The organism is Nocardioides sp. (assembly GCF_036267815.1).
GTDB lineage: Bacteria > Actinomycetota > Actinomycetes > Propionibacteriales > Nocardioidaceae > Nocardioides.
This window is the reverse complement of the sequence record NZ_DATAVI010000075.1, coordinates 1-10,792: the sequence shown is the minus strand read 5'-3', so window position 1 is coordinate 10,792 and position 10,792 is coordinate 1. Positions and strand designations below refer to the sequence as shown.

12 protein-coding genes and 2 pseudogenes are annotated in these 10,792 nt (G+C 69.9%); 9 read left to right on the top strand and 5 right to left on the bottom strand.

All coding sequences use genetic code 11. The features are described from left to right. Positions 1-195 precede the first annotated feature (195 nt). Positions 196-861, bottom strand: a complete 666-nt coding sequence (msrA, locus tag VHW64_RS16375; RefSeq protein WP_329651645.1) for a peptide-methionine (S)-S-oxide reductase MsrA — start codon at positions 859-861, stop codon at positions 196-198. Between the two features lie 104 nt (positions 862-965). Between msrA and VHW64_RS16370 the strand changes: the two genes are divergently transcribed. The 3 genes from VHW64_RS16370 to VHW64_RS16360 all read left to right on the top strand — a co-directional run bounded on the left by VHW64_RS16370 (position 966) and on the right by VHW64_RS16360 (position 5,064). After that, complete coding sequence (locus VHW64_RS16370) at positions 966-2,126, top strand: cystathionine gamma-synthase (RefSeq protein WP_329651644.1); 1,161 nt, start codon at positions 966-968, stop codon at positions 2,124-2,126. After that, a complete protein-coding gene (locus VHW64_RS16365; protein ID WP_329651643.1) occupies positions 2,113-3,549 on the top strand; it encodes a glutamate mutase L in 1,437 nt (478 codons plus the stop codon). The genes VHW64_RS16370 and VHW64_RS16365 overlap by 14 nt, the downstream gene beginning before the upstream one ends. Positions 3,550-3,699: 150 nt before the next feature. After that, positions 3,700-5,064: an AI-2E family transporter gene (locus VHW64_RS16360; RefSeq protein ID WP_329651642.1), complete on the top strand. Its 1,365-nt coding sequence runs from the start codon at positions 3,700-3,702 to the stop codon at positions 5,062-5,064. Here the strand turns inward: VHW64_RS16360 and greA are convergent. Next, positions 5,054-5,527, bottom strand: a complete 474-nt coding sequence (gene greA, locus VHW64_RS16355) for a transcription elongation factor GreA (RefSeq protein ID WP_329651641.1) — start codon at positions 5,525-5,527, stop codon at positions 5,054-5,056. The genes VHW64_RS16360 and greA overlap by 11 nt on opposite strands. Before the next feature lie 160 nt (positions 5,528-5,687). Continuing rightward, positions 5,688-6,080 carry a DUF4307 domain-containing protein gene (locus VHW64_RS16350; protein WP_329651640.1) on the bottom strand — a complete coding sequence of 131 codons (393 nt, stop codon included), beginning with the start codon at positions 6,078-6,080 and terminating at the stop codon, positions 5,688-5,690. 42 nt (positions 6,081-6,122) lie between these two features. On the opposite strand from VHW64_RS16350, the gene mca reads away from it, so the two are divergent. After that, entirely contained in the window at positions 6,123-7,010 is an 888-nt protein-coding gene (mca, locus tag VHW64_RS16345) for a mycothiol conjugate amidase Mca (protein WP_329651639.1), read from the top strand. 28 nt (positions 7,011-7,038) lie between these two features. Next, on the top strand, positions 7,039-7,290 hold the full coding sequence (locus VHW64_RS16340; RefSeq protein WP_329651638.1) for a hypothetical protein: 252 nt from the start codon (positions 7,039-7,041) through the stop codon (positions 7,288-7,290). A 6-nt stretch (positions 7,291-7,296) separates the two neighbouring features. On the opposite strand, the gene VHW64_RS16335 is transcribed toward VHW64_RS16340, so the two are convergent. Next, on the bottom strand, positions 7,297-7,911 hold the full coding sequence (locus VHW64_RS16335; RefSeq protein WP_329651637.1) for a class I SAM-dependent methyltransferase: 615 nt from the start codon (positions 7,909-7,911) through the stop codon (positions 7,297-7,299). An 85-nt stretch (positions 7,912-7,996) separates the two neighbouring features. On the opposite strand from VHW64_RS16335, the gene VHW64_RS16330 reads away from it, so the two are divergent. The 4 genes and pseudogenes from VHW64_RS16330 (at position 7,997) to VHW64_RS16315 (ending at position 9,995) form a co-directional block, all read left to right on the top strand. After that, positions 7,997-8,383, top strand: a complete 387-nt coding sequence (locus tag VHW64_RS16330; protein ID WP_329651636.1) for a VOC family protein — start codon at positions 7,997-7,999, stop codon at positions 8,381-8,383. A gap of 218 nt (positions 8,384-8,601) precedes the next feature. After that, positions 8,602-8,753, top strand: a pseudogene (locus VHW64_RS16325) (DUF255 domain-containing protein); the annotation flags it as partial. A gap of 262 nt (positions 8,754-9,015) precedes the next feature. Continuing rightward, positions 9,016-9,603 (top strand): nucleotidyltransferase domain-containing protein, encoded by a 588-nt coding sequence (locus VHW64_RS16320; protein WP_329651635.1) that lies wholly within the window; start codon positions 9,016-9,018, stop codon positions 9,601-9,603. After that, the gene (locus tag VHW64_RS16315; RefSeq protein ID WP_329651634.1) at positions 9,600-9,995 is read left to right on the top strand and encodes a hypothetical protein; all 396 of its coding nucleotides are present in this window, start codon (positions 9,600-9,602) and stop codon (positions 9,993-9,995) included. Before VHW64_RS16320 ends, VHW64_RS16315 begins: the two co-directional genes overlap by 4 nt. A gap of 43 nt (positions 9,996-10,038) precedes the next feature. On the opposite strand, the pseudogene VHW64_RS16310 reads toward VHW64_RS16315, so the two are convergent. Then, positions 10,039-10,792, bottom strand: a pseudogene (locus VHW64_RS16310) (hypothetical protein); the annotation flags it as partial.

The window sequence follows — 10,792 nt, the reverse complement described above, 5'->3', positions numbered from 1 at the left end:
GCCACCACGAGCGCAGCCGCGGCGCTGGCGATCAGAATCAGGCCGCCCGTCGCTTCATGGGTGAGAAGGCGGCGAAGCGCAGACGCGGTTGAATGGTTCGGCGCGTGCGACACGGCTTATAGCTGCCAGCAAATGGCGCGCAAAACAACAGAGGGCCACTTGCGCGGCCCTCCAGTATCCAAATTCGAGAGGCGTTCAATGCGCCGCAACGCCCGTGCCGATCGGGCACGACACGCCGGTGCCGCCAAGCCCGCAGTAGCCCATTGGATTCTTCGCCAGATATTGCTGGTGATAGTCCTCGGCGAAATAGAACGGCGGCGCGTCGATGACTTCCGTGGTCACTGCGCCGAAGCGTTTTGCTGCCAGCGCGCCGCCGAACATCGCCTTGGACTCCTCCGCGGCCTTCTTTTGCTCCGAGCTGAAGGTGTAGATGCCGGAGCGATATTGCGTGCCGACGTCGTTGCCCTGGCGCATGCCCTGGGTGGGGTCGTGGACCTCGAAGAACGTCTTGACCAGGTCGGCGTACGCGACCCGCTGCGGGTCGAAGACGATCCGCACGGCCTCGGTGTGACCGGTGCGGCCGCTGCACACCTCGTCGTAGGTCGGGTTGGGGGTCATGCCGCCGGCGTAGCCGACCGAGGTCGACCACACGCCGGGCACCTGCCAGTAGATCTCCTCGGCTCCCCAGAAGCAGCCGAGTCCGAAGATCGCGACCTCGTACCCCTCGGGGACCTCGTCGGTGATGACCGGTGCGTCCAGGACGACGTGCCGGTCCGAGACGGCGAACGAACGGCTCTCGCGACCCGATATCGCCTCCTCGGCGCTGGGGAGCGTGGACTTGTGACGGGAGAAGATCGACACGGTCACTCCTTCTGGGGCACCTTCATGGTGCCTCCACAGTGTCCAACACCGAAGGAGGGCACCGCGTTCCCTGCCCGGGTGACGAAACCCTTACGCTCGCTGTCGTGACCCAGGAGCATCGCCACAAGGCCGGTTTCGACACCCGCGCCATCCACGCCGGCTACGAGCCCGATCCGACGACCGGAGCGGTGATCCCCCCGATCTATGCCACCAGCACCTACAAGCAGGACGGCGTGGGCGGGCTGCGCGGGGGGTATGAGTACAGCCGCAGCGCCAACCCGACCCGCACCGCCCTCGAGGGCGCGATCGCGGCCCTGGAGGAGGGCGAGAGGGGGTTCGCGTTCGCCAGCGGACTGGCCGCGGAGGACACGATCCTGCGCGCGCTCACCAAGCCCGGCGAGCACTGCGTGATCCCCGACGACGCCTACGGCGGGACCTTCCGGCTCTTCGACAGGGTCACCCGGCCGTGGGGTCTCGAGCACACTCCGGCGCCCGTCTCGGACGTGGACGCCGTGGGCGCCGCGATCCGCCGAGGCACGACTCGGATCGTCTGGGCCGAGACGCCCACCAACCCGCTGCTGAACGTCGGCGACATCGAGGCGCTCGCAGCCGTCGCCCACGACGCGGGCGCGCTGCTGGTCGTGGACAACACCTTCGCGTCGCCGTACCTCCAGCAGCCGCTGTCGCTCGGCGCGGACGTCGTCGTCCACTCGACCACGAAGTACGTCGGGGGACACAGCGACGTCGTGGGTGGCGCCGTCGTGGTCCGAGACCTCGACCTGGCCGAGGCGATCACCTTCCACCAGAACGCCATGGGCGCCGTGGCCGGGCCGTTCGACTGCTTCCTCACCCATCGTGGCCTCAAGACGCTGGGCGTCCGGATGGACCGCCACTGCGACAACGCCGAGCGAGTCGTGGAGTTCCTGACCGGACACCCGAAGGTGTCGCAGGTCATCTACCCCGGCTTGCCCGAGCACCCCGGCCACGACGTCGCCGCCCGGCAGATGAAGAGGTTCGGCGGCATGGTCAGCTTCCGGCACGCCGACGGCGAGCAGGCCGCGGTCGAGTCGTGTGCCCGCGCGGAGGTCTTCACCCTCGGCGAGTCGTTGGGCGGGGTGGAGAGCCTGATCGAGCACCCGGGGCGGATGACCCACATGAGCGTGGCCGGCACGGAGCTCGAGGTCCCCGCCGACCTGATCCGTCTCAGCGTCGGCATCGAGACGGCCGACGACCTGGTCGCGGACCTCGACCGTGCCCTCGGCTGACCGCGACGCTCCGGTCGTCGTCTGCGTCGACTTCGGCTCGACGTTCACCAAGGCCTCGCTGGTCGACCTCGAGCTGGGCCAGATCACCGCTGCCGCCGAGCACCGCACGACGATCGACACCGACGTGCTCGACGGGTACGACGCGTGCCTGGCCGGGCTGGTGGAGCAGGATCCCCGGGCGTCGGGCGCACAGACCCTGGCCTGCTCCAGTGCCGGCGGCGGGCTGCGGATCGCGGTCGTGGGCAACGAGGAGCTGGTCACCGCCGAGGCCGGCCGCCGCGTCGCGCTGTCCAGCGGCGGCAAGGTGGTGAGCGTGCTCTCGGCCGGCCGGGGTGACGACCTGTCGGCCGTGACCGCCAGCGAGCCCGACGTCGTCCTGCTCACCGGCGGCACCGACGGCGGCAACCCCGAGCCCATCGCCGCGTGCGCCCGCGAGCTCGCCGAGGTCTGGCCCGGGCCGGTGGTGGTCGCGGGCAACGCCGACGCCCAGGCCGACGTCGCCGAGATCCTGGCCGGGCGTCCCGTCATCCTCGCGCCCAACATCGTGCCGCAGATCGGCGTGCTGGCGCCCGAGGGTGCGCGCGTCGCGATCCGCGAGCTCTTCTTGTCGCACGTCATCGGGGGCAAGCACCTGAGCTCGCGCGCCGACTTCCTGGCCATGGTGCGGGGCGCGACCCCCGACGTCGTGCTCACCGGTGTCGAGCTGCTGGCCGAGGTCGGTGGTGACACCGTGGTGGTCGACGTCGGCGGCGCGACCACCGACGTCCACAGCGTCGTCGAGCTCGACCCCGATCTGCGGGGCGGCTCGTCCGTCTCCGGGGCGACCGGGGTGATCCTCGACCGGGACGTCGTGGCCACGACGCGAGTCACCCGCACCGTCGAGGGTGACCTCGGCATGCGATGGTCGGCGGTCACGACCGCGGAGGCGGCCGCCCGTGACGACCTCGTCGAGGCCGCCGAGCGGCGGCGCGCAGACGTCGGCTTCGTGCCTGTCGGGGACGACGAGTGCGACGTCGACGAGGCGATCGCCCGCTGCGCGGTGTCGCTGGCGCTGCGCCGGCACGCCGGCCGGAGCAAGGTCGTGGTCAGCCCCGAGGGGCGGGTCGTGGAGCGGAGCGGCAAGGACCTGCGCCAGGTCGACCGGCTGGTCGGGTCGGGTGGTGTGCTGCGGCACGGCCGACCCGGGGTGGCCGAGCGCGTCTTCGCCGGCAGCGTCGGTGACGTCGCCGGAGGCTGGCAGCTCCCGCTGCGACCCGCTGTCACCGTCGACGAGCACTACGTCCTCGCGGCCGTCGGCCTGCTCTCGGTCGACCATCGAGACGCCGCACGTCGGCTGGTCGCGGGACTGGCCGACGGGCCGGTGGGCGGCAAGAGCGGGTCGAGCGCCCAGGTACGCCCAGTGCCGCGCGCACCAAGTCAGTGAGCGGTGCGCGACGCCATGGCGCGCACCTCGCCGCGTTGGCATCGCTTGCGATACGCCCGGCAGCGCGTCGCGACACCGCCTTGCGATGCCCGCACCCTGACGCCCGCGAACCGGCCAAGCAATTCGCACCCACGCCACTAGGGTGATCGCGTGAGCACCCAGGACCCCTCCCGCCGGTCCGGGGAACGGCTGGCCGGCCGGCTCGCACACCAGTGGGCGCAGCGGCGTGACCCACGGCCCAGCGAGGCCGCGCCGGTGCTCAGCGGGACGTCGAACTTCTCGCGGGCCGAGGTGCCCTGGGGGCTCGACCTGGCGGCCGCCTGGGCCTGGCGGCTCATCGTCATCGGGATCGCGACGTACGCCTTCCTCCGCGGTGTCGAGTACTTCGCCGAGCTCACGATCCCGGTGATCATCGCGCTGCTGATCTCCGCGCTGGGAGCGCCGGCGGTCGCGGCCATGGAGCGCGTCGGCATCCGCCGCGGCCTCGGGGCCGCCATCGTCGTGCTGGGCGGCCTGGCCGTGGTCGCGACGATGCTGGCCTTCGCCGGCCAGCAGGTGGTCAGCGGAGCCAACGACCTGGCGACGCAGGTCTCGGACGGCCTGGGCGAGATCCGCAACTGGCTCAACACCGGTCCGTTCCACCTCAGCGACAAGCAGATCAACGACTACATCCAGAAGGCCCAGAGCTCGCTCAAGACCAAGGCACAGCAGGGCGCGTTCCTCAGCTCGGTCACCGACATCGGCAGCGTCCTGACCCACATGCTGGCCGGGCTGTTCCTGGTGTTGTTCTCCACGTACTTCTTCCTGGCCGACGGGGCGCGGATCTGGACGTGGTTCGTCCGGCTCGCGCCCCGGGTCGCCCGCGCGCGGGTCGACAGCTCCGGGCGCGTCGCGTGGATCTCCCTGACCCAGTTCGTCCGGGCGACGGTGATCGTGGCGATCACCGACGCCGTCGGCGTGATGATCGCGGCCAAGATCCTGGACGTGCAGTTCGTCCTGGCGATCGGGGTGCTGGTCTTCCTCGGGGCGTTCGTGCCGATCGTGGGGGCGTTCCTCGCTGGCACCGTCGCGGTCCTCGTCGCGCTGGTCGACCACGGCTTCGTCGTGGCGCTGATCATGCTCGGCGCCGTCGTCGTGGTGCAGCAGATCGAGAGCCACGTGCTCCAGCCGTTCCTGATGGGACGCTTCGTGGCGATCCACCCGCTCGGCATCATCATCTCGATCGCCGCCGGCATCCTGGTCGCGGGCGTGGCCGGCGCGCTCGTGGCCGTGCCCTTCGCGGCCGCGGCGAACGCCGTCGTCCAGCACCTCGCCAGCCAGACCCGGGTGGGCGAGGACCCGGAGGATGCTCTCGAGAGCGACCTGGAGGAAGCGGGAGAGGCCGCCGACCCCGAAGCCCCGAGCGACCCTCCGCCGGGCACCGACGACGGGCACGTCGGAGACACCGACCAAGCCGGGGTCGCCGACCAGTCCGACGAGTCGCCCGAGGACCCGGGCGGTGAGGTCAGGCGCTGAAGGGAACGGCGCTCACGATCTCGATCTTCGCGACCCGGCCGTTGGGCTGCTCGAAGTCGACGGTGTCGCCGGCCTTGTGCCCCTCCAGCGCGGCGCCGAGAGGCGACTGCGGGGAGTAGACCTCGACGTCGGTGTGGTCCTCGGCGATCTCACGGGCGCCGAGCAGGAACGACTCCTCGTCGTCGCCGGCGAACTTGTAGGTGACCAGCTTGCCCGCCGACGCGGTCTGGTCGTCCGGAGACGGCTCGGTGGTCGCCTCCTTGAGCAGCTCCTCCAGCTGACGGATCCGGGCCTCGTTGGTGCCCTGCTCGTCCTTGGCGGCGTGGTACCCGCCGTTCTCCTTGAGGTCGCCCTCGTCACGGGCGGCGCTGATCCGCTCGACGATCTCGGCCCGGATCGGCCCGCGCCGCTCCTCGAGCTCGGCGGTGAGCCGGTCGAAGGTCGCTGTGGTAAGCCAGATCATGGGTAACTCCTCGATGGACGCGTGCCTGTGCGGGGCGTCATGTGTGTCGGTGTGGGTGCACCACCGGTAGGGACGTACTCGGTCCCTGGTGCGTCGTGGTGGCGCGGCCAGAAGCGACGATTCTACCAACAGACGGCCCTCAAACCCACAAATGCGCAGGTCAGCGAGGGCGGTTCTGACCATCGGCGATACAGCCTGGAACGTCGACCGACGTGGCCTGCCGCTCGGTGCGAACGGTCACGCGGTTGGTGCCGTTGACAGGCCGGAAATGGAGCTCGCCGACGACGGAGTGGTCCTCGGCCACGGCCTCGACCGTGCACGACGCCCCGGTCGCGCCGGAGGACAGGCGGACGGCCACATCGGCGCGCACCACGTGCTCGCCGTCGACGGTGAAGGTGACCAGCTGCGACTCCACCTTCGGTGTCGACTCCTTGTACGCCGCCCAGCCCAGCCAGGTCAGGCCCACCAGCGCGAGGGCCACGACCGCCACGATCGTGACCGGACGACGCCACGCCGGCGGGCCGGCGTATCGCTCGGCGACGGTCTGCTCCACGGGGTCGATGCTGTCATGCCGCCACCACCTAGACTCCGGCCCATGTCCTCAGACCCGCGTCCGGGTGCCGGCCTCCGACTGATGCACGTGCACGCCCATCCGGACGACGAGTCGAGCAAGGGAGCGGCGTCGACCGCGAGATACGTGTCGGAGGGCGTCGACGTCCACGTCGTCACCTGCACCGGCGGCGAGCGCGGGTCCATCCTCAACCCGAGGATGGACCGCCCCGAGATCGCGGAGAACATCACCGAGGTGCGCCGCCAGGAGATGGAGCGCGCCCGCGACATCCTCGGCGTCCGCCAGGACTGGCTGGGCTTCGTCGACTCCGGCTGGCCCGAGGGTGACCCGCCACCGCCGCTGCCCGAGGGGTGCTTCGCCCTGGTGCCGCTCGAGGAGTCGACCGAGCGGCTGGTGCGACTGCTGCGGGGGTTCAAGCCGCACGTCGTCACGACGTACGACGAGAAGGGCGGCTACCCCCACCCCGACCACATCCGCTGCCACGAGGTGAGCGTCGCGGCGTTCGATGCCGCCGGTGACCCCGAGCGGTTCCCGGAGGCCGGCGAGCCCTGGCGACCGCTGAAGCTCTACTACCACCACGGCTGGAGCTACGGCCGGCTGAAGGCGATCCACGACGTGATGATGGAGCACGGCCTGGAGTCCCCCTACGACGAGCGCCTGGAGAAGTGGGATCGCGACGAGGCCTGGGAGAGGCGGATCACCACGCAGGTGGAGTGCTCGGCGTTCTTCGGCGTGCGCGACCAGGCTCTGCTGGCGCACGCGACGCAGATCGACCCGGACGGCGCGTGGTTCCACGTGCCTCGCGACCTCCAGGCGAAGGCCTGGCCGACCGAGGACTTCGAGCTGGTGACCAGCCACGTCGAGACCACGCTGCCCGAGGACGACCTCTTCTCAGGCATCCCCGGTCGCTGACCTGGGCGACACCTGAGACAATGGGTGCATGCTCGGCTCCGCGCTGCACCTCGTCGCCCTCACCACGGCCTCCGACCCGGTGCCCGCCGAGAACAACGTGGTCGCCGGCTGGGTCGGTGCCGCTGTCCTGGGCGCCCTCGTCATCGCGCTGGTGATCATCCTGCGCAGCTTCACCAAGCAGCTGAAGAAGGTCAACCAGGCCGCCGACGCCGGGGTGTACGACGAGCCGAGCGACTCCGCCGACGACCAGACGTCGTCGACCGTCGACCACGATCACTGAGGGGTCTCAGCCGCGGCGCACCACCCGGACCAGGCAGTCCCAGGCGGTTCTCGCGGGCTGTGCGTCGTCGGCTCCGCCCACCTCACGGGCGACGCGTCCGGCCCGCACCACCTCGAACGTCTCGCCGCCGAGGTCGGCCAGCACGTCCTCGGCCGTCATCAACCGTGAGGCGTCGGGGGGTCCGCCGACCCCCTCGGTGAGGTTTGTCAGGTCGTGGGCGACCCATACGAGCGTGCCGCCGACCCGCAGCGAGGAGAACCCGTTGCGGGCCGCGGCCCGACGTTCGGCTGCCGGGAGCTGGAGGTAGGCGACCACGCAGGCGTCGTACGCCTGGCCGGCGGGGTCGCCGCGCCAGGTCGTCGCGTCCGCACAGACCCAGTCGATGTCCAGGCCCTCGCCCAGCACCGCGCCCTTGTCCAGCCCCGCCTGGGCGAAGTCGACGGCGGTGACCTGCCAGCCCCGCTGCGCCAGCCAGATCGCGTTGCGGCCCTCGCCCGCGGCGAGGTCGAGGGCGCGTCCGGGCGTCAGCTCCGAGAGCTCCGCCTCGACGAACTGGTTGGGCCCGGCCGACCAGACCAGCTCGCTGGCGCGGTACCTGCTGTTCCACTCCTCGGCGTCCATGCCGCCATTGTGTCGCCCTTCTGGCGGCCTTGTGTCGGCCCTGGGCCGGGCCCGTGCCGGGGGCGCGGTCCGATAGCGTCGGCACGTGCACCGCAGTCGGATCGGCGTCGTCCTGGTCGACCACCCCGTCGAGTCGTACGACGCGGCGGCGGCCTTCTGGGCCTCGGCTCGCGGCTCCGATCGCCGGGGCGACCCGAACGACGCCGACGACCCGTATGAGTCGCTCGACCCGGTGGGTGGGCTGCATCTGGAGCTGCAACGCACCGGCAGCGGGACTCCCGCGCGAGTCCACCTCGACATCGAGAGCGACGACGTGACCGCGGAGGTGAACCGGCTCGAGGCCCTCGGTGGCCGCGTCGCCGACCTGCGCGACGACTACGCGATCATGGAGGATCCGGGCGGCCTGGTGTTCTGCGTCGTTCCCGTCCAGGGCCGGGCCGACTTCGACGCCAACGCGACGACCTGGCGGTAGCAGCGGCCGTTCGGCTCCGACTCGTCCGGCCCGGCCGCCCAGAGTGCACGGCTTGCCCTGCGCGAGCAGCGTTGGCCTCTTCCGAGTGGCCACTGGCGTCCCTCCTAGGCTGGACGGCTGGGAGTCGCGTCAGGCCCGGAGAATCTGCTTCGTGTACCACGTTCGTGTATCACTCGTGAAGGAGTGATACACGTGTCACTCGTCAGGAGTCATGGGAATTGGCCAACCGCCTCGCCAACGCGACAAGCCCGTACCTGCTCCAACACGCCTCAAATCCGGTGGATTGGTGGGAGTGGGGACCCGAGGCGTTCGCCGAGGCGAGGCGAGGCGCCGTGATGCACCAGTCCTGCTGTCCGTCGGATACGCCGCCTGACACTGGTGCCACGAGGTTCCTGGGTTGGTGGCCGTCGACGGAAATCTGCGAAACTGCAGGTCAGCGGCCTAGTTGCGGTTCGCGCCGGAACGGCCCATACCGCCGTTGGACACCGATTCCGGGGCTTCGTGCATCACTTTCGTGCATCACTCGGGGGCTCGGAGTCGACCGTTTGCAGACGTTCCGGTCGACCTTTTGCAGAATCTGTGCTTGAGGCTTATGACTAGATTGCAGTTCACGTGAGCAGTATTCTAGTCATATGAACCTCGGCGAACCTTTCGGTGGGCTGATACCCGGCGCGCGTGGCGCGGCGCTCGCCGTACTGCTTCGAACCGGTGCACCACTGACCGGGCGACGCGTGCACGCTCTGGTCTCGGATCGGCACAGCCTTGGTGCAGTGCAGCAGGCGCTTCGAGAGCTCGACCGCCTCGGACTGATTACGACCGAGACCGTCGGACGTGCCGGCGTGCACCGCATCAACGAGGGTCATGCGGCCATCGCTCCCCTTCGCGCATTGGCCAGCCCGATCGACATACTGACTCGCGTCGTGCAGGAAGCGGTGAGCGGGGTCGACACCGTGATCGTCTTCGGATCCGTCGCCCGCGGCGAGGCCCACGCGGACAGTGACATCGACCTCATGGTGATCGCCCCCGCCGCGTGGGCCGGGAGGGCTGACCTGCAGCAGCAGGTGCAGGAGGGGCTTGGCAATGACTGCGACGTCCTCCACCTCACCCGCGAACACTTCGACCTTGCACCCGAGGACCGGGAGCCGGTCGTCTCCGAGGTCCTCCGGGACGGGATCGCGCTGGTCGGCAAGATGCCGCGTCGGACCCGGGTGGCGTCATGACGAGTGTGGAAAGCAGGAACCATGCCCGGAGCTATCTCCAGAAGGCTCAGGAGTATCTCGACTCGGCTCAGGACAATCTCGATCTGGAGCGCGCGACTCCCGCCGCTGGGGATGCGATCCACGCCGGAATCAGCGCGAAGGACGCGATCGTGACCAGGCTTACCGGCGAGACCAGCAAGGCGAAGGATCACGCCAAGGCGAAGGAGTTGCGCCAGGCCCTCGGGACCAACAGCGATGCCGCGTCAGCGGAGAAGGCGTTTCGAGAGCTGATCTCCATGAAGGGCGATGTCGAGTACGGCACCACGCTCATCACCCTCGCCAAGGCGAAACCACTCGTCAGGCGAGCGGAGTTCCTGGTCGACGTGGCGAAGGGACTGGTCAGGCAGTCCTGAGCTGCGGGACCGACGTGGGGCCTGTGGAGTTGGTGGGCCCAGGTCAAGGGAGGCCGGCGCGGGTGAACTCCTGCTGGAGCCGCGGCCGACGCTTGTGCTCTTCGCGGAGGTCTGAGATGAGGGCGTCGACCCACGCGGCCGAATCGGGTGTCGGGGCGAGTTTGCGCATCCCCGCCAGTCGCTTGGCGGCACGGCGGTAGTGCTCGGCGCCGGCGTTGGTGAGTTCGTTGCGGACGAGTCGCTCGTGGATCGGCAGGACCGCGAGTGGGTCGATCTTCCCGTAGGCGTTGGCCAGGTCGGCCCAGCCGTAGTCGCTGTCGAGGCAGAGGTCGTGTGCGAGGTCCCAGGCGGCCTGCGGGTCGTTGAGCGTGTTGAGGGTGAAGGTGACGGCGTCGTACGGCTGGTGGGACAGCTTTTCCATCACTTCGTCGCGGTACGTCGGCCACGTGTCGCCCGCCGCTCGATGGAGCTCGGATGCAGTCGAGGAGTTCGGCCAGCGTCGGAAGAGGAAGACGCGGGTGTCGAGCGACTCCGCTGGGTGATGAGTGTCGATCAGCTTGGCCCAGTGTCGGGCAGCGGTGACCGACTGGTGGCCGAGGTCGAACTCGGTGGCCTGCCTCGCCCAGTCGATCGCGAGGTCGTACTCGCCGATCTCCTCGAAAGCCTCTGCCGTGTCAGTGAACCAAGCGGCGACCTTCCGGTCGCCGACGTGCGTGCGGATGATCGCGTCGATATCGCGGTCGAGTACGGCGAGCCGCTTGGCGTTCCAGTCGAGGGTGAACCAGGCGTGTGAGTTG

Excerpts from the sequence above, each read along its gene's own strand:
- greA (WP_329651641.1), bottom strand. The coding sequence starts at position 5,527 with ATGATCTGGCTTACCACAGCGACCTTCGACCGGCTCACCGCCGAGCTC.
- mca (WP_329651639.1), top strand. The coding sequence starts at position 6,123 with ATGTCCTCAGACCCGCGTCCGGGTGCCGGCCTCCGACTGATGCACGTG.
- VHW64_RS16340 (WP_329651638.1), top strand. The coding sequence starts at position 7,039 with ATGCTCGGCTCCGCGCTGCACCTCGTCGCCCTCACCACGGCCTCCGAC.
- VHW64_RS16335 (WP_329651637.1), bottom strand. The coding sequence starts at position 7,911 with ATGGACGCCGAGGAGTGGAACAGCAGGTACCGCGCCAGCGAGCTGGTC.
- VHW64_RS16320 (WP_329651635.1), top strand. The coding sequence starts at position 9,016 with ATGAACCTCGGCGAACCTTTCGGTGGGCTGATACCCGGCGCGCGTGGC.
- VHW64_RS16315 (WP_329651634.1), top strand. The coding sequence starts at position 9,600 with ATGACGAGTGTGGAAAGCAGGAACCATGCCCGGAGCTATCTCCAGAAG.